Origin of the sequence: Oceanimonas pelagia (assembly GCF_030849025.1) — a bacterium.
In the GTDB taxonomy this organism is placed as follows: domain Bacteria; phylum Pseudomonadota; class Gammaproteobacteria; order Enterobacterales; family Aeromonadaceae; genus Oceanimonas; species Oceanimonas pelagia.
The window spans coordinates 298,181-320,654 of the sequence record NZ_CP118224.1; the positions used below are offsets into that span (position 1 = coordinate 298,181).

General features: G+C 62.3%; 19 protein-coding genes. 9 read left to right on the forward strand and 10 right to left on the reverse strand.

Annotated elements, in window-relative coordinates; genetic code table 11:
- The first annotated feature begins 6 nt into the window (after window positions 1–6).
- Both PU634_RS01435 and yaaA read left to right on the forward strand, forming a co-directional pair.
- Window positions 7–1,116: a PilT/PilU family type 4a pilus ATPase gene (locus tag PU634_RS01435; RefSeq protein ID WP_306762307.1), complete on the forward strand. Its 1,110-nt coding sequence runs from the start codon at window positions 7–9 to the stop codon at window positions 1,114–1,116.
- Window positions 1,117–1,123: 7 nt separating this feature from the next.
- Window positions 1,124–1,903 (forward strand): peroxide stress protein YaaA, encoded by a 780-nt coding sequence (gene yaaA / locus PU634_RS01440; RefSeq protein ID WP_306762308.1) that lies wholly within the window; start codon window positions 1,124–1,126, stop codon window positions 1,901–1,903.
- A gap of 158 nt (window positions 1,904–2,061) precedes the next feature.
- On the opposite strand, the gene PU634_RS01445 is transcribed toward yaaA, so the two are convergent.
- Window positions 2,062–2,211, reverse strand: coding sequence for a hypothetical protein (locus PU634_RS01445; RefSeq protein ID WP_306762309.1), 150 nt, complete (start codon window positions 2,209–2,211; stop codon window positions 2,062–2,064).
- Between the two features lie 50 nt (window positions 2,212–2,261).
- A complete protein-coding gene (gene srmB, locus PU634_RS01450; RefSeq protein ID WP_306762310.1) occupies window positions 2,262–3,560 on the reverse strand; it encodes an ATP-dependent RNA helicase SrmB in 1,299 nt (432 codons plus the stop codon).
- A gap of 70 nt (window positions 3,561–3,630) precedes the next feature.
- Between srmB and PU634_RS01455 the strand changes: the two genes are divergently transcribed.
- Together PU634_RS01455 and brnQ are read left to right on the forward strand one after the other, a co-directional pair.
- Entirely contained in the window at window positions 3,631–4,338 is a 708-nt protein-coding gene (locus tag PU634_RS01455; protein ID WP_306762311.1) for a tRNA1(Val) (adenine(37)-N6)-methyltransferase, read from the forward strand.
- Window positions 4,339–4,532: 194 nt separating this feature from the next.
- Window positions 4,533–5,807, forward strand: a complete 1,275-nt coding sequence (gene brnQ, locus PU634_RS01460; RefSeq protein WP_306763637.1) for a branched-chain amino acid transport system II carrier protein — start codon at window positions 4,533–4,535, stop codon at window positions 5,805–5,807.
- 63 nt (window positions 5,808–5,870) lie between these two features.
- Here the strand turns inward: brnQ and fldB are convergent, their stop codons facing one another.
- Window positions 5,871–6,386 (reverse strand): flavodoxin FldB, encoded by a 516-nt coding sequence (gene fldB, locus PU634_RS01465; RefSeq protein WP_306762312.1) that lies wholly within the window; start codon window positions 6,384–6,386, stop codon window positions 5,871–5,873.
- 74 nt (window positions 6,387–6,460) lie between these two features.
- Here fldB and xerD point away from each other — a divergent pair, with 74 nt between their 5' ends.
- Together xerD and recJ are read left to right on the forward strand one after the other, a co-directional pair.
- Complete coding sequence (xerD, locus tag PU634_RS01470; RefSeq protein WP_306762313.1) at window positions 6,461–7,348, forward strand: site-specific tyrosine recombinase XerD; 888 nt, start codon at window positions 6,461–6,463, stop codon at window positions 7,346–7,348.
- A gap of 78 nt (window positions 7,349–7,426) precedes the next feature.
- Window positions 7,427–9,160 (forward strand): single-stranded-DNA-specific exonuclease RecJ, encoded by a 1,734-nt coding sequence (gene recJ / locus PU634_RS01475; protein ID WP_306762314.1) that lies wholly within the window; start codon window positions 7,427–7,429, stop codon window positions 9,158–9,160.
- 63 nt (window positions 9,161–9,223) lie between these two features.
- On the opposite strand, the gene PU634_RS01480 is transcribed toward recJ, so the two are convergent.
- The 5 genes from PU634_RS01480 to PU634_RS01500 form a co-directional block, all read right to left on the reverse strand.
- Entirely contained in the window at window positions 9,224–11,104 is a 1,881-nt protein-coding gene (locus PU634_RS01480) for a methyl-accepting chemotaxis protein (RefSeq protein WP_306762315.1), read from the reverse strand.
- Between the two features lie 133 nt (window positions 11,105–11,237).
- Window positions 11,238–11,990: an amino acid ABC transporter ATP-binding protein gene (locus tag PU634_RS01485; RefSeq protein ID WP_442604703.1), complete on the reverse strand. Its 753-nt coding sequence runs from the start codon at window positions 11,988–11,990 to the stop codon at window positions 11,238–11,240.
- A gap of 22 nt (window positions 11,991–12,012) precedes the next feature.
- Window positions 12,013–13,113 (reverse strand): amino acid ABC transporter permease, encoded by a 1,101-nt coding sequence (locus PU634_RS01490; RefSeq protein ID WP_306762316.1) that lies wholly within the window; start codon window positions 13,111–13,113, stop codon window positions 12,013–12,015.
- Between the two features lies 1 nt (window position 13,114).
- The gene (locus PU634_RS01495) at window positions 13,115–14,299 is read right to left on the reverse strand and encodes an amino acid ABC transporter permease (RefSeq protein WP_306762317.1); all 1,185 of its coding nucleotides are present in this window, start codon (window positions 14,297–14,299) and stop codon (window positions 13,115–13,117) included.
- Window positions 14,300–14,383: 84 nt separating this feature from the next.
- Window positions 14,384–15,403 carry an amino acid ABC transporter substrate-binding protein gene (locus tag PU634_RS01500; protein WP_306762318.1) on the reverse strand — a complete coding sequence of 340 codons (1,020 nt, stop codon included), beginning with the start codon at window positions 15,401–15,403 and terminating at the stop codon, window positions 14,384–14,386.
- A gap of 251 nt (window positions 15,404–15,654) precedes the next feature.
- On the opposite strand from PU634_RS01500, the gene prfB reads away from it, so the two are divergent.
- Window positions 15,655–16,753, forward strand: a protein-coding gene (prfB, locus tag PU634_RS01505) for a peptide chain release factor 2 (RefSeq protein WP_306762319.1) whose coding sequence is annotated in 2 segments (ribosomal slippage) — window positions 15,655–15,729 and window positions 15,731–16,753 — 1,098 coding nt in all. Because the reading frame shifts where the segments join, the coding sequence is not laid out codon by codon here.
- A gap of 27 nt (window positions 16,754–16,780) precedes the next feature.
- Window positions 16,781–18,268 (forward strand): lysine--tRNA ligase, encoded by a 1,488-nt coding sequence (gene lysS, locus PU634_RS01510; RefSeq protein WP_306762320.1) that lies wholly within the window; start codon window positions 16,781–16,783, stop codon window positions 18,266–18,268.
- 348 nt (window positions 18,269–18,616) lie between these two features.
- Here lysS and PU634_RS01515 read toward each other — a convergent pair whose 3' ends face one another.
- Both PU634_RS01515 and PU634_RS01520 read right to left on the reverse strand, forming a co-directional pair.
- A complete protein-coding gene (locus PU634_RS01515; protein ID WP_306762321.1) occupies window positions 18,617–20,029 on the reverse strand; it encodes an aminotransferase in 1,413 nt (470 codons plus the stop codon).
- 25 nt (window positions 20,030–20,054) lie between these two features.
- The gene (locus PU634_RS01520) at window positions 20,055–21,545 is read right to left on the reverse strand and encodes an NAD-dependent succinate-semialdehyde dehydrogenase (protein WP_306762322.1); all 1,491 of its coding nucleotides are present in this window, start codon (window positions 21,543–21,545) and stop codon (window positions 20,055–20,057) included.
- Window positions 21,546–21,747: 202 nt separating this feature from the next.
- On the opposite strand from PU634_RS01520, the gene trmB reads away from it, so the two are divergent.
- A complete protein-coding gene (gene trmB, locus PU634_RS01525; protein ID WP_306762323.1) occupies window positions 21,748–22,464 on the forward strand; it encodes a tRNA (guanosine(46)-N7)-methyltransferase TrmB in 717 nt (238 codons plus the stop codon).
- Window positions 22,465–22,474: the final 10 nt, after the last annotated feature.

Here is a 22,474-nt window from a genome sequence, read left to right on the forward strand (position 1 = left end):
GGAACAATGGAGCTGGCTTCATTACTGGGCAGAATGTGCGAGAGTAAGGCCTCGGACATGTACATTTCGGTGGGGGTGGCGCCCACCATCAAGAGTCAGGGCAAAATGCTGCCCATCGGCGACCACCCGCTGAGCGAGGGCGAGGCGCTGGCGCTGGTGGAATCCTGCATGACCGACGAGTGCCGGGAGCGCTTTCACCGGGAGAAAGAGGCCAACTTCGCCATTCACGACGATGAGCACGGCCGGTTCCGGGTGAGCGCCTTCTGGCAGCAGGACAAGGCCGGCATGGTGCTCAGACGCATTGAGAGCCGCATTCCCACCTTTGAAGAGCTGTACCTGCCCGAGGTGCTGCGCGAGGTGGCCATGGCCAAGCGTGGCCTGGTGCTGTTTGTGGGCGGCACCGGCACCGGCAAGTCCACCACCCAGGCGGCCATGATCGGCCACCGCAACCGCCATGCCGGCGGTCATATCCTCACCATTGAGGATCCGGTGGAGTTCGTGCACCAGCACGATCAGTCGATCATTACCCAGCGGGAAGTGGGCATCGACACCGAGTCGTTCGATGCGGCCCTGAAAAGCTCGCTGCGTCAGGCGCCGGACGTGATTCTGATTGGTGAAATCCGCTCCGAGGAAACCATGGGGTATGCGCTGTCGTTCGCCGAAACCGGCCACCTGTGCATGGCTACCCTGCACGCCAACAATGCCAACCAGGCCATTGATCGCATCATGCACCTGGTGCCGGAAAACAAGCACCGTCAGCTGTTGTTTGATCTGTCGTTCAACCTCAAGGCCATTGTGGCCCAGCAACTTATTCCCACCCGGGACGGCAACCAGCGCCGGGGGGCCTTTGAAATATTGCTGAACACCCCCATCGTGGCCGACGTCATTCGCCAGGGCGACATGCACCGGCTCAAGGAGATCATGGGCAAGTCCCGCGAGGCGGGCATGCAAACCTTTGATCAGGCGCTGTTTGACCTCTATACGCGCCAGCATATAGGCTACACCGAAGCCCTGGCCTACGCCGATTCCCCCAACGATCTGCGGCTGATGATCAAGCTGCAGGGCGGCGGCGGGCTCGACTCCGGCCTGTTTGACAACGTAACCATCGAATCCTGAGGACCCTATGCTGATAGTGGTGTCGCCCGCCAAGACCCTGGACTTTGATACGCCGCCGGTGATTGCCGATTACACCCGGCCCGAGTTGCTGCAACATTCGGCGGAGCTGATTGCGCGGGCCCGTGAGCTGACCCCGGCGGAGATCGGCAAGCTGATGAAGATCAGCGACAAGCTCGCCGGTCTCAACGCCGCCCGTTTTGCCGACTGGACGCCCGAGTTCACTCCCGACAATGCCAAGCAGGCGCTGCTGGCGTTCAAGGGTGATGTCTACACCGGTCTGGACGCCGAGACCCTGAGCGCCGACGACTTTGCCTTTGCACAGGCCCATTTGCGCATGCTGTCGGGCCTCTATGGCGTGTTGCGGCCGCTGGATCTGATGCAGCCCTACCGGCTGGAAATGGGCACCCGGCTCGACAATGCCCGGGGTAAGGATCTGTATGCCTTCTGGGGCAATATCATCACCGACGCCCTGAACCAGGCCATGGCGGAGCAGGGCGACAACGTGCTGATCAATCTTGCCTCCAACGAGTATTTCAAGGCGGTGAAGCCCGGCCAGCTGGAAGGCCAGATAGTGACGCCGGTGTTCAAGGACTGCAAAAACGGCCAGTACAAGATCATCAGCTTCTACGCCAAGAAGGCGCGGGGCATGATGGCCAGATACATTATCGAAAACCGGCTGACCGAAGTGAGCCAGCTCACCGGTTTCGATACCGCCGGTTATTACTTCGCGGAAAGCGAGTCCAGTGCCACCGAGCTGGTGTTTAAGCGGGAAGAGCAGAATGCCTGAAAAAAGTGAAAAAGGGCGGGAACCTTTGGCGCGTGGAACGGCTCTATAAGGATGTGTCTACTGAGTTTCAGCAATTCCCTTTTTTGACTCTCTCTTTTGTTTGACCGGCCGGTGAGGCCGGTTTTTTTATGGGCCGGGCACCGCCATTCACACGTGGCTTACAGCCATTGAGGGTGATAGTCGGTGCGGCGGCGGCCATGGTCTTGGCGCCGGTCGGGGTTGGCGGGCTCCCAGCGCACCAGGGCGCGCCGGTCGATGATGACGCGGCGCTGAATGCAGCGCCGCTCCTGTCCCTGATAGGTTTTCATGGGGGTGTCCTGCAGTGGCCTGCCTTTCAGCATAGCCGCGAGGGCGGTATTTATTCTTCCCGGCCGCCCTTGTCCTTCAGCCAGCGGGGCTGTCCCTTGGCCTTCTTGTCGCGCAGGCGCACCTTCTTCTTGGGCTGGGCGGCCTTTTTGCCCTTGCCGTCGGCTTCTTTCTTTTTGCGCACCGCCACCGTCGCCTCCTTGTGTTTGGGACGCAGCTCGTCGATCACCCGGCGCTTGAGCTTTTGCTCGGTGTAGCGCTCCACCTTGACCACCATGGGCATGTCGTGGGCCTCCACCAGGCTGATGGCAATGCCCTTGCGGCCGGCGCGGCCGGTGCGGCCGATACGGTGTACGTAAACGTCGGCGGTGCGCGGCATGTCGTAGTTGATCACATGGCTGACCTCGGGCAGATCAATGCCCCGGGCGGCGACGTCGGTGGCCACCAGAATGTTGACCTTGCCGTTGCGAAAGCGGCGCAGGGCCTCAAAGCGTTTTTCCTGATCCATTTCGCCGCGCAGCCAGGCATTGTCCAGGCCTTCCTGCTGCAGCCGGCTGGCCAGTTCCATCAGCCGTTCCCGGGTCTTCACGAACACGATGCTGCGGGTGACGTCGGGCTGGCGCAACAGGTGGCGTAACAGGGCAAACTTGTGCTCGGCGTCGTCGGCCAGGTGCAGCCACTGGGTGATTTTCTTGCGCTCGCTGCGCGGTGGCTCGGCAGACAGCTCTACCGGCTCCTTGAGAATATCGGCGGCAAACTTCATCAGGCCGCGACCTTCCAGGGTGGCGGAAAACAGCATGGTCTGGCGGCGCCAGCGGGCCTCGGCGGCAATGCGGTCCACGTCCTGAATAAAGCCCATGTCGAGCATGCGATCGGCTTCGTCGAGGATCAGCATTTCGATATCGCGGCTGTCGAAGGATTCTTCGTCTATGTATTGCAGCAGGCGTCCCGGGGTGGCCACGACAATGTCGGTGGTCTTGGTCAGGGCCGGCAGGTGCTTTTCCGCATCCACGCCGCCGGTAATGGTTTCCACCCGCAGGCCGGTGTCCTTGAGCAGGGCCTTGGCGTCGTCGGCAATCTGCTTGGCCAGCTCCCGGGTGGGGGTGAGCACCAGCACCCGGGCCGGGCCGGCCTGGCGGCGGGGAAAGTCAAGCAGGTGCTGGCAGGCCGGCAGCAGAAAGGCGGCGGTCTTGCCGGTGCCGGTGGGGGCCGAGGCCATGATGTCCCGGCCGCTCATGGCTTCGGGTATGACCTGGCTCTGAATGGTGGTGGGTCTGGCATAGCCCATGCGGGCCAGGGCGCGAACCAGAATGGGGTCCAGCTCCAGTTGCTCAAAGGTCATACTGCTCATGTTCAATTCCGTCAGCCAAAATGGCCGAGTATTATAGGCGAACTTCCAGCAAAATACTCACAGGATCACCATGGCCGGCCGCGGTTTTACCCTCAAGCAATTTCATATCAATCACGACCGGTGCGCCATGAAAGTGGGCACCGACGGCATTCTGCTCGGGGCCTGGGCTCCCCTGGGACCAGGCCGGCGCATTCTGGATGTGGGCACCGGCTCCGGGCTGGTGGCCTTGATGCTGGCCCAGCGGGGCGGTGAGGCGGTGCATATCACCGGGCTGGAACTGGATGAAGCGGCGGCGGGGCAGGCTGCCGACAATGTGGCGGCCTCGCCCTGGCCGGAACGGGTAAGCATAGTGCAGGGCGCGCTGCAGCAGTTTGAGGCCGCGCCCTTTGAACTGATCGTCTCCAATCCCCCCTATTTTGCGCCGGGACAACACTTTGACTGCGCCGCCCGGGCCAGTGCCCGCCACGGCGGCAGCCTGAGCCTGGCGGCCTTGTTTGCCCATTGTGAGCGGCTGCTGAGCGAGGCCGGCGAGCTGTGTCTGGTGCTGCCCTGGCAGGCGCGGGAGGAAGCCCTGCTTCACGCAGACTCAAATGGGTTGTTTTTACTGGAGCAGCAGCAGGTTGTCACGCGGGAGGGCAAAAATCCGGGTCGTTTTTTGCTACGCTTTGGCAGGATCAAAAACTGTTTAAAGCGCGGTGAAATTGTCATAAATACTGCTGAAGGTGGATATGGCGACATATACAAAGGTCTGGTGTCGCCCTTCTACCTTAAGATGTAAATTTTGTATTGAAGATAATTTTCACATCATTATGCTACTTGGCAGCTCGCGCGCTGCCAGTTTTTAGTATTTTACAAGCCGCAAACGGCAGCGCATCGTTTTGTTTGTTTTGTTAGTTTCCAAACGAAACTTTCATAATGCGCATTGCCGCCACGAGGTTTGTCTTGAAAAAGTCATTGTCCACTTTCGATGTTATGGGTCTCGGATTCATGACATTCGCCTTTTTCCTCGGGGCCGGGAATATCATCTTCCCCCCCCTGGCCGGTTTCCTTGCCGGTGAACATCTGACCAGCGCCATGTTCGGCTTTCTGACCACGGCGGTGGGCCTGCCCCTGGCCGGCCTGGTGGCCGCGGCCCTGGCCGGCGGCGGTCTGCCGGTGATGGGCCGTTACCTGCCGCCGCTGGCCATAACCCTGATGGGCAGCGCCATTTTCATTATTATCGGCCCGGCCTTTGCCGCGCCCCGTACCGGCCTGGTGGCTTATGAAATGGGCGTCAAACCCTTTCTCGACAACCCCGGCCAGGGCGCGCTGACCCTGTATACCCTGGTTTTTTTCGGGGTGGCGCTGCTGTTGTCCTTAAGTCAGGGCCGGTTGCTGGAAGCGGTGGGCAAGCTGCTCACCCCGCTGCTGCTGTTGCTGCTGGTAGCCCTGGCCATTGCGGTGTTTGTGAACCCGCAGGGCACGCAGCCGGCGGTGACCGAGGCCTATATGGCCCAGCCCTTTGTGAAGGGCTTTATCGAGGGTTATAACACCATGGATACATTTGCATCCCTGCTGTTTGCCATGCTGATCCTGGATGTGCTGCGCAAGAAGGGGGTGACCGAAACCCGCGCCCAGTCCCGCTACCTGATGGCGGCGGCGCTGATCGCCGCCGCCGGCCTGGGCTTTGTGTATATCTCCCTGTTTGTGCTGGGCGGCACCAGCCAGGGGGTGGTGGCGGACGCCGGCAATGGCGGCGAGATCATCAGCGCCTATGTGCTGTCGCTGTTCGGCGCGCCGGGGCTGTGGATCCTCTCGGCCATCGTCACCCTGGCCTGTCTGACCACGGCGGTGGGCCTGGTGTCCTCCTGTGCCGATTACTTTCACAACCTGACCGGCAAGGGCAGCTACAAGGGCTGGGTGATCGGCATTGCCGCCGCCTGCATGCTGGTGGCCAATGTGGGCCTCAACACCCTGATCAGTGTGTCGGTGCCCATTCTGGTGGCCCTGTATCCGGTGGCCATCGCCCTGGTGGTGGCCACCTTCCTGCGCCCGCTGATGCGCGCCCCGGTGTTTGCCTTTCGCCTGATCATGAGTGTGGCCTTCTTCTTTGGCCTGCTCGACGGTCTGCAGGCCGCCGGCCTCGACATGAGCCTGCTCGACTTTATGCCGCTGTTTGGTGTGGGCATGGCCTGGGTGCTGCCCACCGCCATTGCCGCCCTGGTGGGCCTGGTGGGTGGCAAGGCGTCGCAGCCGGTCACGGCCTGAGCCGTTGAACGGGCATGAAAAAAGCGGCGTTAAGCCGCTTTTTTCGTTGCGGGGGCAAGGAGCTCAGAGCGCGGCGATTTCATCCAGGATCTGCGCCACCCAGGTCTGAATACGCTCGTCGGTGCTGTCGTACTGGTTGGCTTCGTCCAGCGACAGTCCCACAAAATATTTGCCGTCGTCGGTGAGCGCCTTGGACGCCTCGAACTCGTAACCCTGATTGGGCCAGTAGCCGACGATGCTGGCGCCCCGGGCCACCACCTTGTCGTGCAGCATGCCCAGCGCATCCTGAAACCACTCGCCGTAACCCAGCTGATCGCCCATGCCAAACAACGCCACCACCTGGCCGCTCAGATCCAGGGTGTCGATGTCGTCCCAGTGGGATTCCCAGTCTTCCTGCAGTTCGCCGAAATCCCAGGTGGAAATGCCCAGGATCAGAATGGGGTAGTCTTCGGCGCGCTTGAGCGGCACATCCTTGATATTATGCAGGTCGACCAGCTCGGCACCGAGCTGATCGCGAATTTTCTCGGCTGCCATTTCGGTGTAGCAGGTGGTCGAGCCGTAAAACAAACCGATATTCATGGGGCTCCGTTCGCTCTTTTGAGAATGGCGCCATCATAACAGAAGCCGCCGTGCAGGCGGAGTAGGGAGTCAACATGAGTCATCCGCTGGTCGAGCAATTCATCGACGCCCTCTGGCTGGAAAAAGGGCTGTCCGACAACACTCTGGTTTCCTATCGCAGCGATCTCGGCCACTTCGCCGCCTGGCTGGACGGCGAGGGCGGCAGCCTGCTGGCAGTGGATGGCCTGACCCTGCAACAGTACCTGGCCCATCGTATCGACCTCGGCTTCAAGGCCAGCAGCACCGCGCGCATGCTCAGCGTGCTGCGGCGGTTTTTTCAGTATCTGCACCGGGAGCAGCTGCGCGCCGATGATCCCAGCGCCCTGATTGCCGGCCCCAAGCTGCCCAAACGGTTGCCAAAAGACTTGAGCGAGCAACAGGTGTCGGCGCTGCTCGACGCCCCCGAAGCCGATGATCCCCTTGAGCTGCGCGACAAGGCCATGCTGGAGCTGCTCTATGCCACCGGCCTGCGGGTCACCGAGCTGGTGAGCCTGTCGATGGAAAGCGTGAGCCTGCGCCAGGGGCTGGTGCGGGTGACGGGCAAGGGCAACAAGGAACGGCTGGTGCCCATGGGAGAAGAGGCGCTGTACTGGCTGGGCCGGTTTCTCAAGGAGGGGCGGTCGGCGCTGCTGGGCGAGCAATCCTCGGACGTGGTGTTCCCCTCGCGCCGGGCCCGGCAAATGACCCGCCAGACCTTCTGGCACCGTATCAAGCATTACGCCCTGCGGGCCGGCATTACCCAGGAGCTGTCGCCTCACACCCTGCGCCATGCCTTTGCCACCCACCTGCTCAACCACGGCGCCGATCTGCGGGTGGTGCAGATGCTGCTGGGCCACTCGGACTTGTCCACCACTCAGATCTACACCCATGTGGCCACCCATCGCCTTAACGCCCTGCATGAGGAGCATCATCCTCGAGGATAATCGCCTGCGGCGGGAGCGTTGCAAATTTCACCTTGCCCGGTTAGTGTTACCAGCCTGTTTAAACAGCCAGTATTTTCCATGTCCGTGTCTTCCCCCTTGCCCATTCGCCGGCGTGCGCCGGTGGCTCACCAGTTGCCTTCCGAGCTCTCTCCCATACTGCAGCGGTTGTATGCCAGCCGGGGAGTGACCAGGCCGGAGCAGCTCAATCTGCAGGCCAGCGCCCTGCACAAGCCGGTGTTCAAGGGCATGAGTGAAGCGGTGCGCTTGCTGAGGCAGGCGCTGAATGATCAGTGCAGCATATTGATCGTGGGTGACTTCGACTGCGACGGCGCCACCAGCTCGGCGCTGATGGTGCACGGCCTGCGGGCCATGGGCGCACAGCGGGTCGGCTACCTGGTGCCCAACCGTTTTGATTATGGCTATGGCCTGAGCCCGCAGGTGGTGGAAGAGGCGACGGCGCTGGGCGCCGAGCTGCTGATCACCGTGGATAACGGCATTTCCAGCATCAGCGGGGTGGCGGCGGCCAAAGCCGCGGGCATGCGGGTGATCGTCACCGATCACCATCTGCCCGGTGACGAGATCCCGGAGGCCGATGCCATCGTCAACCCCAATCAGCACGGTTGCGACTTTCCTTCCAAGAATCTGGCCGGGGTGGGAGTGGCCTTTTACCTGCTGCTGGCGCTGCGCTCGGCCCTCGGTGAGCAGGGCTGGTTTGAGCAACAGGGCATTCGTCCGCCCAATATGGCGGATTACCTGGATCTGGTGGCGCTCGGCACGGTGGCCGATGTGGTGGCGCTGGACGGCAACAACCGGGTGCTGGTGCATCAGGGCCTGCAGCGCATGCGCGCCGGCCGGCTGCGCCCCGGCATTCAGGCTTTAATCGACATTTCCGGGCGTAACCAGCAACGGCTGGTGGCGTCCGATCTGGGCTTTGCCCTGGGGCCGCGGCTCAATGCCGTGGGCCGGCTCGATGATATGTCGATGGGGGTGGCCTGCCTGCTCTGTGACGATATCAACGAAGCCCGCCGGCTGGCGGCGCAGATGGACGAGCTCAACCGGGAGCGCAAGGCCATTGAGACCAGCATGCAGCAGGAAGCCCTGGCCACGCTGGCTAAGGTGCGCATCAGCGACGGCGAACTGCCGTCGGGGCTGGTGCTGCACCAGGACGACTGGCACCAGGGGGTGGTGGGGCTGGTGGCCTCGCGTATCAAGGAGCAGTATTACCGCCCGGTCATCGCCTTTGCCGAAGCCGGCGACGACGAGCTCAAGGGCTCTGGCCGTTCCATTCCCGGCGTGCATCTGCGGGATCTGCTGGAGGCGGTGAGCAGCCGCCACCCGGGGCTTATCACCAAGTTTGGCGGTCACGCCATGGCTGCCGGCCTGTCGATCACCAAGGGGGCGCTGGCGCCGTTCAAGGCCGCCTTTGAGCAACTGGTGGAGGAGTGGGTCAGTCCCGAGCTGCTGAGCGGTGAGATCCTCAGCGACGGCGAACTCGCTCCCGCCGAGCTGACCCTGGAGCTGGCCGAGCAGCTGCGCTTTGCCGGCCCCTGGGGGCAGGCCTTTCCCGAGCCGCTGTTCGACGGCGAGTTTCGCATTATTCAGCAGCGGCTGGTGGGGGACAAGCACCTCAAGCTGGTGCTGAGCCCGGACCAGGGCCGCACCGTTATCGACGCCATCGCCTTCAACGTGGATCTCGGCATCTGGCCCAACGCCGCCATTCAGAAGGTACAGCTGGTGTACAGGCTGGATGTGAACGAGTGGAAGGGGCGGCGCCAGCTGCAACTGCTGGTGGAACGGCTGGCGCCTTTGTAACAGGAGAGTAGTGAGGTGTGAGGAGAGTCGCCCCTCATCTTTTCACTCCTCAACGCTCACATCTTAAAGGGTAAAGGCGCTCACCAGGCCGTTGAGCTCGCCGGCCTGCTGGTGCAGCTCTTTTGACTGCTGCAGCGACTGCTCGGCATCTCCCGCCAGCTCGTCGGACACGTCCTTGATGGCGGTGGTGTTCTGGGTGATCTCCCCGGTCACCTGGCTCTGCTCCTCGGCGGCGGTGGCAATCTGCCTGGCCATGTCGGAAATCAGCCCCACGGCGGCGGTGATCTCTTCCAGCGCCAGGGCGGCGGCCTCGGCGTCTTCCACGCTCAGCTCGGCCATGTTGCGGCTGGCCTGCATCAGCTTCACCGCTTCGCCGGTGGCCTGCTGCAGGGTGTCTATGGTGCCCTGAATTTCTTCGGTGGAGGCGTGCGTGCGCTGGGACAGCACCCTGACCTCGTCGGCCACCACCGCAAAGCCCCGGCCCTGTTCGCCGGCCCGGGCCGCCTCAATGGCAGCGTTGAGCGCCAGCAGGTTGGTTTGCTCCGCCACCCCCTGAATGGTGGCCAGCACGCTGGAAATATCGTGGGCGTGCTGGTCGAGGCGGGTGATCACCGCTGCCGCCCGCTCCATTTCCCTGGCCAGGCCAAAGATCGAATCCCGGGTCTTGTTCACCAGTTGCTTGCCCTGCTCGGTGCTGGCACTGGACTGCTGGGCCGCGGTGGCGGTCTGCTCGGCGTTGTGCGCGATCTCCTGAGTGGCCGAGGCCATTTCGGTGACGGCGGTGGCCACCATGGTCACTTCCTGCTGAGCCCGGGCCAGCTCGGTTACGGTCTGGTTGGCCCGCACCGAGGCCTGCTCGGCACTGCCTCCCAGGTGTTCGGCCTGGTGACGGATTTGCCGGATAAGCTCGGCCTGGCTGGACACGAAACGGTTGAAGTTGGCGGCCAGCAGGCCCACTTCATCGCGGCCGTGCAGCTCAATGCGCTGGGTCAGATCGCCCTGGCCATCGGCAATCTGGGCCAGGGCCCGGGACACCTTGATCAGGGGGCCGAGCAGATATTGCACCAGCAGGCCGATCAATACCACGGCGGCGAGGATCACCAGGGCAGACACTCCGAACTGGCGCCACAACAGGCCGGTGAGCGGGGCTTCCAGTGCCGCCTGGTCGAGCATGAACAGCAGCTGCCAGTTACTGTCCGGAATGGCCTGGGCATAGACCAGTTTGGCTTCGTCGTTGAGGGTCACCGGGTTGAGTTGAGTGAGCCGTTGCCAGCGCGACAGGTTGGCGGCGGTCAGCTCTTCGTCCAGGCGGGTGGCCGGCTGCAGCGCCAGGCTGGCATCCTGGTAGGCGATCAGGGTGCCGTCCTGGCTCAGCATCATGGCCTGGCCCTCGGCGGGCAGGCGAATGGCATTCACGCTGTCCACCAGGCTGGAGATGGCCACATCGGCGCCGATCACGCCCGCCAGTCCGCCCGCCGCATGGGTGACCGGCTGGGCCAGGGTCACCACGGTGCCGCCAAAGGTGGCATCCTCGTAGGGCGGTGTGACAATGGCGCGGTTTTCCTGCTGTGCCTGCTTGTACCAGGGGCGGACACGGGGGTCATAACCGCTGCGTTCCCGGGGCTGGGCGTCGATCATCACGCCGTCGGCGGTGCCGAAATAGGCCAGCTGAAAATCACCGGCCTGCTCCACCAGTTGCAGTGCCGGGCGGGGATTGTCCCCCAGTTGCTGGCCGGCGGCGGTGAGCATGGCCTGGCGAATGCGCAGCCATTCCGACACGCGGGCGGCTTCCTTTTCGGCCAGCACGGCCACCGCCTGTTCGCTGTCCCGGTAGAGCAGGCTTTTCATTTCCCGAAAACTCAGGGCACTGACGATGGCCACGGTCAGCACGATGGCCACCACAAAACTCAGCAGAATTTTGTGCTTTAATTTCAGGTTGTTCATTTTTTATATTTTATAAATGTGGGTGGCGGTCTTTATCGGCCGCCATTGACAAGATCTTGAGTGGTATTTATCACTGCCAGACGGTGCCGGCAACGCCCCGCCTTCGCTGCCGGCGGAAGGGTGCCAGTGGGGCTCAGTTGCCCAGTATCTGGCTCAAAAACAGCTTGGTGCGTTCAGACTGGGGGTGGTGGAAGAAGGTTTCGGGGTCGTTTTCCTCGATGATCTGGCCGGCGTCCATAAAGATCACCCGATCCGCCACGGTGCGGGCAAAGCCCATTTCGTGGGTCACGCACATCATGGTCATGCCCTCTTCCGCCAGCTCGATCATCACGTCCAGCACCTCCTTGATCATTTCCGGATCCAGCGCCGAGGTGGGCTCGTCGAACAGCATGATCTCCGGGTTCATGCACAGGCTGCGGGCAATGGCCACCCGCTGCTGCTGGCCGCCGGACAGTTGCCCAGGGTATTTTCTGGCCTGGTTTTCAATCTTGACCCGGGCCAGCAGCTTCATGGCAATCTCTTCCGCCTGCCGCCTGGGGGTCTTGCGCACCCAGATCTGCGCCAGGGTGCAGTTTTCCAGCACCGTCAGGTGGGGAAACAGGTTGAAGTGCTGAAACACCATGCCCACTTCCCGGCGAATGGTCTCGATGTTCTTGACGTCGTTGGTGAGCGGGGTGCCGCGCACGATAATGTCGCCCTGCTGGTGCTCCTCCAGCCGGTTGATGCAGCGAATGAGCGTGGACTTGCCCGAGCCGGACGGCCCGCAAATCACAATGCGTTCGCCCTTGGTTACGGTCAGGTCGATATCGCGCAGAACGTGAAAGTCGCCATACCATTTATTGACCCCGCGCAGGGTTACCATGGCTTCCTGTTGTTGTGCTTCCATGTACTTACTCCAGTCGATGCGGCTAACGTTTTTTGTGGCCGGTGTGCAGCTTGCGTTCCAGGTACTGGCTGTATTTCGACATGCCGTAGCAGAATACCCAGAACACCAGGCCGGCAAACACATAGCCTTCGGTGGCGTAGCCCAGCCAGTTGGGATCGGCCAGCCCCGCCTGCACGATGGCCAGCAGGTCGAACAGGCCGATGATCAGCACCAGGCTGGTGTCCTTGAACAGGGCGATAAAGGTGTTGACGATGCCCGGAATCATCAGCTTCAGCGCCTGGGGCAGCACGATCAGCACCATCATTTTCCAGTAGTTCAGGCCCAGCGCCTCGGCCGCCTCGTACTGGCCCTTGGGAATGGCCTGCAGGCCGCCGCGTACCACCTCTGCCATGTAGGCGGACTGAAAGAAGATGATGCCGATCATGGCCCGCACCAGCTTGTCGAGGGTCAGCTCCTCGGGCACGAACAGCGGCAGCATGACCGAGGACATGAACAACACGGTAATGAGCGGCACCCCGCGCCAGAACTCGATAAACACCACCGACAGGCTGCGCACTATCGGCATGTGGGAGCGCCGCCCCAGAGCAAGCAGGGTGCCGATGGGCAGGGCGGCGGTAATGCCTACCACCGCCAGTATCAGGGTCAGGGTCAGGCCGCCCCACTGGTGAGTGGGCACCTCTGCCAGGCCGAAGTGGCCGCCATAGAGCAGCACCCAGGCGATAACCGGAAATACCAGCACCATAAAGGGCGCCAGCCACATCTTGCCTGGCAACCGGGGCAGGGCCAGCCACAGCAGTTGCGCCACAAACAGCACAAAGGTCAGATTGATGCGCCACAGCTCGCCGGTCGGGTAAAAGCCGTAGGTAAACTGTTGCAGCCGGTTGGTGATAAATACCCAGCAGGCGCCGTCACTGGTGCAGGCCTCCCGGTTGCTGCCGGTCCAGTCGGCGCTGACGATGGCCCAGTCGATAATGGGCACCAGTATCAGATAAAGGGCGTAGAGCCCCAGCAGGGTCACTGCCGTGTTGAGCGGGCCGGAAAACAGGTTGGTGCGCAGCCAGCCCACCAGTCCCTTGCGTGCGTCCGGAGCCGGGCGCTCCGGGGTGAGGGTGTCCTTGAACATGCTATCTCTCCACCAGCGCCATGCGCTTGTTGAACCAGTTCATAAAGAAGGACACCGACAGGCTGATACTGAGGTACACCAGCATGGTGATGGCGATCACCTCTATGGCCTGGCCGGTCTGGTTGAGGGTGGTGCCGGCAAACACCGACACCAGATCCGGATAGCCGATGGCGGTGGCCAGCGACGAGTTCTTGGTCAGGTTGAGATACTGGCTGGTCAGCGGCGGAATGATCACCCGCATGGCCTGGGGAATGATCACCAGCCGCAGGGTCAGGCTGTCCTTGATGCCCAGGGCATGGGCCGCCTCGGTCTGGCCGTGGGAAATGGCCTGAATGCCGGAACGCACGATTTCGGCGATAAAAGCGGCGGTATATACGGTAAGCGACAGCCACAGTGCCAGAAACTCGGGGATCACCGTCATGCCGCCGCGAAAGTTGAAGCCGCGCAGGGCCGGGTAGTTCCATTCCAGCGGTGAGCCCAGCGCCACGAAGGTGAGGCTCGGCAGCAGCAGGATCAGGCCTGTCGCTATCCACCACACCGGCAGGCGCTGGCCGGTGGCCTCCTGGCGCTTGTGGTTGAAGTGAAACAGCCACACCGCCAGCACCACCGCCAGCAACAGGGCCAGCCAGACCCAGTGAAAACCGGCCCCCGGCAATGGTTCGGGCAGATACAGGCCACGGACGTTGAGAAACACGCTGTCGCCAAAACCGAGGCTGTCACGGGGGCCGGGCAGGGTGCGCAGCACCGCGAAATACCAGAAAAACATCTGCAGCAGCAGCGGCAGATTACGGAACAGCTCCACATAGGCCGAAGCCAGCCGGGCGATCAGCCAGTTGGGCGACAGCCGCGCCACGCCGATAACAAAGCCGAGCAGGGTGGCGCCGATAATGCCGAGAAAGGATACCAGCAGAGTGTTGAGCAGCCCCACCACAAAGGTGCGGCCGTAGGTGTCGCTCTCGGTGTAGGGGATCAGGGACTGGGCAATGGCAAAGCCGGCCGGATCGTCGAGAAAATCAAACCCTGTGGTAATGCCACGGGTGCTGAGGTTATCCAGAGTGTTGTTGACTATCAGGGTGATAAAGGCGGCGACGGCACACAGCAGCACCAGCTGAAAAACCAGGGCGCGCTTGGCCGGATCGCGCCAGAACTTGACCGCAGGAGCGGAAGGGGGGACCGGTGATGACATGGGCGTTATCCCTCACGGTAGCCAGAAAACGGGCTGAGCAACGGTGGGCAAGCGGGCCGCACTCCGGCGGCCCGGGTCAAGGTGTCAGCGCACCGGCGGAGCGTATTGCAGGCCACCCTCGGTCCACAGGCGGTTCAGGCCGCGCTCCACCTTGAGGGGGGAGTTCTGGCCAACGTTGGCGTCAAAGATCTCGCCGTAGTTGCCCACCTGTTTGATGATGCGGTAGGCCCATTCCTTGTCCAGCCCCATGCCTTTGCCGAAGTCGGCTTCCTGGCCGAGCAGACGGCGAATATCCGGGTTCTCGCTGCCTTTCATCTCGTCCACATTGGCCTGGGTGACGCCCAGCTCTTCGGCGTTGAGCATGGCGAAGTGGGTCCATTTGACTATGTTGAACCACTGATCGTCGCCCTGGCGCACCGAGGGCCCCAGGGGCTCCTTGGAAATCACCTCGGGCAGGGCCACGGCGTCTTCGGGTTTGGACAGCTTGATGCGCAGGGCATAGAGCTGGGACAAATCCGAGGTGAGCACGTCGCAACGGCCCGCTTCCAGCCCCTGCACGGTTTGCTCCGAGGTATCGAAGACCACGGCGTTATAGCTGATGCCGTTGCGGCGGAAGTAGTCGGCCACGTTCAGCTCGGTGGTGGTGCCCGACTGAATGCAGATGGCGGCGCCATCCAGCTCCCTGGCGCTGGTGACTCCCAGGTTTTTGTTGATCAGAAAACCCTGGCCGTCGTAATAGTTGATGCCGGTGAAGTTGACGCCCAGCTCGGTGTCGCGGCTGGAAGTCCAGGTGGTGTTGCGCGACAGCACATCGATCTCGCCCGACTGCAGCGCGGTGAGCCGCTCCTTGGCGTTGAGTGGAATGTACTGCACCTTGTCGGCGTCGTTGAACACGGCGGCGGCAATGCCCCGGCACAAATCCACGTCCAGCCCTTTCCATACCCCCTTGTCGTCGGGGTTGGAGAAGCCCGGCAGGCCGCTGTTAACACCGCACTTCAGCACTCCCCGCTGTTTGACGTCGTCCAGGGTGGCTGCCTGAAGGCTGGTCGCCATCAGCATACCGGCGGTCAGCAGGGCCGTTGTTCCTTTGCCTGTCATAATCATGTCCTCTTGAATGGCGATGCGAAATAGCGTTACTCATTTGGGGCATAAAACCGCAATGCCACTTAGAGTATTAGCACAAAGATGGAGGGTGGCGGTGGCAAGAGGCGAATAAAATGGTGACCGGCAAGTCACCGCCGCTTTACTAAAATGGGCCTCTGCTGCTGCGTTTGGGCCCGGCTTTGGGTAGAATAAGTGCCTCATTTTGGCGAGCGCCAAATCACTCACTCAGTCAACAGAGAGTCTGTCAGTCCATGTTTGAAACAAACCCTGTGTACAACAAACTTAAGGAGCTGTCTGAACGGGCGCAGCTTCTTAGGGGGTACCTTTGACTACGACGCCAAGAAAGAGCGTCTGGAAGAAGTAAACGCCGAGCTGGAACAGCCGGATGTGTGGAACCAGCCCGAGCGCGCCCAGGCACTGGGTAAGGAAAGATCCGCCCTGGAAACCGTGGTGGAAACCCTGGACGAGCTGGACCGGGGCATCACCGACATCGGTGACCTGGTCGAGCTGGCGGTGGAAGAAGAAGACGAAGATACCTTTGAGGAAGCCAAGGCCGATCTGGCCGGCCTTGAGAAAAAGCTCGAGGAGCTGGAGTTCCGCCGCATGTTTTCCGGCGAGCAGGACGCCTCCGACTGCTATCTCGACCTGCAGGCCGGCTCCGGCGGCACCGAGGCCCAGGACTGGTGCAACATGGTGCTGCGCATGTACCTGCGCTGGGGCGAGTCCCGCGGCTTCAAGACCGAGATCATCGAACTGTCCGAAGGCGAAGTGGCCGGCATCAAGTCCGCCACCGTGCGTTTTACCGGTGAATACGCCTACGGCTGGCTGCGCACCGAGTCCGGCGTGCACCGCCTGGTGCGAAAGTCTCCTTTTGACTCCGGTGGCCGCCGTCACACCTCGTTCTGCTCCGCCTTCGTGTATCCGGAAATCGACGACGACATCGAGATCGAGATCAACCCGGCAGATCTGCGCATCGACACCTACCGCGCCTCCGGCGCCGGTGGTCAGCACGTTAACCGGACCGACTCGGCGGTGCGGATTACCCACGAGCCTTCCGGCATCGTGGTGCAGTGCCAGAACGATCGCTCCCAGCACAAGAACCGCGATCAGGCGATGAAGCAGCTGAAGGCCAAACTCTATGAGCTGGAGCTGCAGAAGCAGAACGCCGAGAAGCAGGCGCTGGAAGACAGCAAGTCCGACATCGGCTGGGGCAGCCAGATCCGTTCCTACGTGCTCGACGACGCCCGCATCAAGGATCTGCGCACCGGCGTGGAAACCCGCAACACCCAATCGGTGCTGGACGGCGACCTGGACAAGTTTATTGAAGCCAGCCTCAAGTCCGGGCTGTAAATAAAAAGATTCAAACAAGGCTTAATCATGACCACAGAGCAGCAACAAGACGAGAACAAGCTCATTGCCGAGCGCCGGGCCAAGCTCGAGCAGATCCGCAAGGACTGCCCGGCCAACGGTCACCCCAACGATTTTCGCCGGGAGCACCTGGCCGCTGACCTGCAGGCCGAATTCGGCGAACAGGACAAGGACAGCCTGGAAGCGCTGGGCAAGGTGGTGTCCGTGGCCGGCCGCATCATGGCCAAGCGCGGCCCCTTCTTGGCCCTGCAGGACATGTCCGGCCGCATTCAGGCCTATGCCACCAAGGAGGCCCAGGCCTTCATCAAGGAGCAGTACAACGGCCTGGATATCGGTGACATCATCGGCGTCACCGGCACCCTGCACAAGTCCGGCAAGGGCGACCTCTACGTCAATATGGACAACTTCAAGCTGCTGACCAAGGCGCTGCGCCCGTTGCCCGAAAAGTTCCACGGCCTGTCGGATCAGGAAACCCGCTACCGCCAGCGTTATCTGGATCTGATCACCAATGAAGAGTCCCGTCAGACCTTTGTGGTGCGCTCCAAAGTCATGGCCGCCATCCGCCGGTTCATGAACCACCACGGCTTCATGGAAGTGGAAACCCCCATGATGCAGGTGATTCCGGGGGGCGCCTCGGCCCGTCCGTTCATCACTCATCACAATGCGCTGGATCTGGACATGTATTTGCGCATCGCGCCCGAGCTGTACCTGAAGCGGCTGGTGGTGGGCGGTTTCGAGAAGGTGTTCGAGATCAACCGCAACTTCCGTAACGAAGGCCTGTCGCCCCGGCACAACCCCGAGTTCACCATGATGGAGTTCTACTGGGCCTACGCCGACTACCGCGACCTGATGGACTTCACCGAGGAAATGCTGCGCACCGTGACCACAGAGGTGCTGGGCAGCGCCGAGGTGAAATACGGCGAAGAGACCTTTGACTTCGGCAAGCCGTTCGCGCGCCTGAGCATGAAGGACGCCATCCTCAAGTACAACCCGGAAGTGACCCTGGACCAGCTGGCGACCTTTGAAAGCGCCTGTGAAGTGGCCAAGGATCTCAAGATCAAGGTCGAGAAGAGCTGGGGCCTGGGCCGGGTGATCACCGAGATCTTTGAAGAGACCGCCGAGCACCGCCTGATCCAGCCGACCTTCATCACCGAATATCCGGCGGAAGTGTCGCCGCTGGCCCGGCGCAACGATCAGGATCCGAGCATCACCGACCGCTTCGAGTTCTTCATCGGTGGCCGCGAGATCGCCAACGGCTTCTCCGAGCTGAACGACGCCGAAGATCAGGCGCAGCGTTTCCGTGATCAGGTGGAGCAGAAGGACGCCGGTGACGACGAAGCCATGTTCTACGACGAGGACTATGTGACCTCGCTGGAGCACGGCCTGCCGCCCACCGCCGGCCAGGGTATCGGCATCGACCGTCTGGTGATGCTGCTGACCGACTCCCACACCATTCGCGACGTGATCCTGTTCCCGACCCTGCGTCCGCAGCGTTAACAGGAAAGCAGAGTCTGCCATGCGAAACATCGGCAGGGTTACCTGCGCCAACACGCTTCAAGCCCATCCATGGGACGCTCGGCACATGCCGTCCATGGCATGTGACGGTTGGCTCCGGTAATCCCTGCCGCTGCTTCGTGCAGCACCGGTATTGTCTGTATATGTTCATCAGGCAAGCCGGTGCTCTGAAAACGAAAAAGGGCCTGTCCATGACAGGCCCTTTTTTCATTCCAGACCGTAGGTTGGCGATGAACGTAGTTAATTCACAACGATTTCATCGTCGCCTTCGTGTTGTGGTTCGCTTCGCCCATCACAACCTACACGTCTTGCGTCTTACGTCTTGCATGGTTAGTCCCTGGCCGGACGCCATTCGCCGCTGCGCACCAGCTCGTCGGTGACGCGATTGACCGCCTTGGCGGTGCGGGCGACGATGTCGTCAATGTCGTCGGGAGTGACCACCAGCGGCGGCGCAAAGCCGAGAATGTCGCCGTGGGGCATGGCCCGGGCGATCAGCCCCTGCTGCAGGCAGGCGGCGGCGATGCGCGGACCCACCTTGAGGGCAGGGTCCAGTGGCGTGCGGCTGGCCGGATCGGCGGCAAACTCCAGCGCCGCCAGCAGGCCAATGCCCCGGCACTCGCCCACCAGGGGGTGGCCGGCAAAGGTGTCCCGCATGCGTTGCTGCAGATGAGCGCCGGTACTTTCGGCGTTCGCCACCAAGCCTTCCCGCTCGATAATGTCCAGGTTGCACAGCGCCGCCGCCGCGCCCATGGGGTGGCCGGAATAGGTGTAACCGTGGCCGATGGCGCCCCAGTCGTCGGTGCCCTGTTCCAGTATTTTCCATACCTTTTCACCGACAATCGCCCCGGAAAGCGGCTGATAGGCCGAGGTCAGGCCCTTGGCGATGGTCATCAGATCGGGGCGCATGTCGTAGTACATGGAGCCGAACTCGGCGCCCAGCCGGCCAAAGCCGCACACCACTTCATCGGCGATCAGCAGAATGTCGTATTGGTCGAGCACCTTGCGGATTTCACTCCAGTAGCCTGCCGGCGGCGGCACGATACCGCCGGTGCCCAGCACCGGCTCGGCGATCATGGCGGCCACCGTGTCCGGGCCCTCCGCCAGAATTTTCTGCTCGAGCTGGTCCGCGCACCAGCGGGAAAACGCCTGCTCGCTCATGGTGCTGTCTTCACGACGATAATAATAGGGCGCCACCGTGTGATGAATGCGCTCCATGGGCAGATCAAAGTGCGCGTGAAACAGCGGCAGACCGGTCAGCGAGCCGGCGGCCACGCTGGAGCCGTGGTAGCCTCGCTCCCGGGCAATGATTTTTTTCTTTTCCGGACGGCCCAGCACATTGTTGTAGTACCACACCAGCTTGATCTGGGTTTCGTTGGCGTCGCTGCCCGACAGACCGTAGTAGACCTTGCTCATGCCCGCCGGGGCCTTGGCGAGAATGCGCCGTGACAGCTCAATCAGCGCCTCGTGGCTGTGGCCCACATAGGTGTGGTAATAAGCCAGCTTTCTGGCCTGCTGATAGAGGGCCTCGGCCATCTCCACCCGGCCATAGCCGATATTGACGCAATACAGGCCGGCAAAGGCGTCAATCAGCTCGTTGCCTTCCGAGTCTTTAATACGAATGCCCTCGGCACCGGTAACGATGCGTCCGTTCAGCTCGCCCCGGGCATACTGGCCCAGGGGGGTCGAGGCGTGAAACACGGTATTGCGGTCGGCCTCCAGCCATTGTTGTGTGCGCAGGGTCATGGTGAACCTCCTTTCCGATGCATGATTACAGCCCGCCGAGGCAGGCGTATTTAATGTTGCTGAAGTCATCAAAACCATGGCGGCTGCCTTCCCGGCCCAGGCCCGAGTGCTTGATGCCGCCAAAGGGAATGCAGTGGCCGGTCATTTTCACCGAGTTGACCGCCACCATGCCGAACTCCAGACCGTCCAGCAGCGACCAGATCAGCCGCTGATCCTGGCCAAACACATAGGCGGCCAGGCCATATTCGGTGTTATTGGCCAGAGGCAGCAGGTCATGGTGCGAGTCATAGGGCAGCACCGCGGCCACCGGACAGAAGTTTTCTTCCCGGAATACCCGCATGGCCGGGGTTACGTCTGCCAGCAGCACCGGCAGAAAAAAGCGGGGGCCGGGGCCGGGCCGGCGGCTGCCGGCAAACAGCCGGGCCCCCTGTGCCAGGGCGTCGTCCACCAGCGTATGGGCGTTGTTCACCGCCTGGCGGTGGATCAGCGGTCCCATGGTGACCCCGGCTTCCAGGCCATTGCCCACGCGCAGGCGGGCCATTTCGCCGGCAAAGGCGTCGAGAAACTCCTCGTAGTGCGCCCGGGGCACCAGAATGCGGTTGGCGGCCAGACAGTCCTGGCCGGCGGTCTGGAATTTGGCGGCCACCGCCGCCCGGGCCGCGGCCTTGACCTCCATATCGGGCAGCACGATAAAGGGGGCATTGCCGCCCAGCTCCAGGGCGCATTTTTTTACCGTATCGGCGCTGGCGGCCAGCAGCCGCTTGCCCACTGCCGTGGAGCCGGTAAAGGACAGCGCCCGCACGCGGTTGTCCCGGCACAGGGCCTGGCCCAGCTCGGCGCCGGAGCCGGTGAGCACATTGATCACGCCCGGGGCAAAGCCGGCCCGCTCGGCCAGCTCCGCCAGTGCCAGGGCGGAAAATGGCGTTTCGCTGGCGGGCTTGATCACCAGGGTGCAGCCCATGGCCAGGGCCGCCGCCGCCTTGCGGGTGATCATGGCGTGGGGAAAGTTCCAGGGGGTGATCAGCGCCGCCACGCCCACCGGCTCGCGCAGGGTGAGCAGGCGGGCGCCGGGAATGTGGCCGGGAATGGTGTCGCCGCCGGCGCGGCGGCCCTCTTCGGCAAACCAGCGCACAAAGGAAGCGCCGTAGTCGATTTCCCCCCGGGCGTCCGCCAGCGGCTTGCCCTGCTCCAGCACCATCAGGGTGGCCAGGTCTTCCCTGTGCTCCAGAATAAGATCGTGCCAGCGCAGCAGCAGGGCGGCGCGTTCGTCGGCCAGCAGGCTGCGCCAGCCCTGAAAGGCGGCCTGGGCGGCATCCACCGCCTGGGTGGCCTGTTCGCCGTTGAGCCGGGGCACATGGCCAATGACATCTTCGGTGGCCGGATTGAACACCGGCAGGTCTCCCTGGCCATGCACCCACTGGCCGTTGATGTAGGCCAGCTCGCGCACCAGGCGGGGATCCTGCAGGTAGGGCATGAGGGCGTCGGTGACCTTGTGATTACCGTGCATGGTGGTCATGGGCGTCACTCCTTGAAAGCCGGGTCGTGTGCAAAGTCTAGGAGCGAAGCCGCGGTGTTTTTTTTCGTTGTCATGCCGGGCAGAGGGAGTTTTTTTTGAAAGTGGCGAGAAAAGGCCGGCTTTTTTCGCGGGAGCGTTTTCGGCTTGCACCTTTGGCTCAACTTTGGATAATTCGCACTTCATTGCCTGCCGGAGAAACGAGATGACAGAACAGAACCCGTCCGCCCAGACCGAGGAAGAGTTGCGCAAGCGCAAGATCCGCAGCTTTGTGCGCCGGGAAGGCCGCCTGACCAAGGGCCAGGAAAAGGCGCTGGCGGAGCAGTGGCCGGTGATGGGCATCGACTTCAGCGGCGAACGGCTGGAGCTGGACGCGGTGTTTGGCCGCGCCGCGCCGCGGGTGCTGGAAATCGGCTTTGGCATGGGGGCTTCGCTGGTGGAAATGGCCGCCGCCGCCCCGGAGCAGGACTTTATCGGCATTGAAGTGCACACCCCGGGGGTGGGCGCCTGCCTGATGGGCGCGGCGGAAGCCGGCCTGACCAACCTCAGAGTAATGTGCCACGACGCAGTGGAAGTGTTCGAGCAAATGTTGCCGGAGCAAAGCCTGGATCGGGTGCAGCTGTTTTTTCCCGATCCCTGGCACAAGAAACGCCATCACAAGCGTCGCATTGTGCAGCCCGCCTTTGTGGAGATGGTGCGCAGCAAGCTGAAGATCGGCGGTGAGTTCCACATGGCAACCGACTGGGAAAACTATGCCGAGCACATGCTGGAAGTGATGCAGGCCGCCCCCGGCTACGCCAATGCTTCGGGCGCCGGCGACTATATGCCGCGCCCCGATTACCGCCCGCTGACCAAGTTTGAGCAGCGCGGCCACCGCCTGGGCCACGGCGTGTGGGATCTGATCTTTACCCGCACCGAATAACCGGATGGTG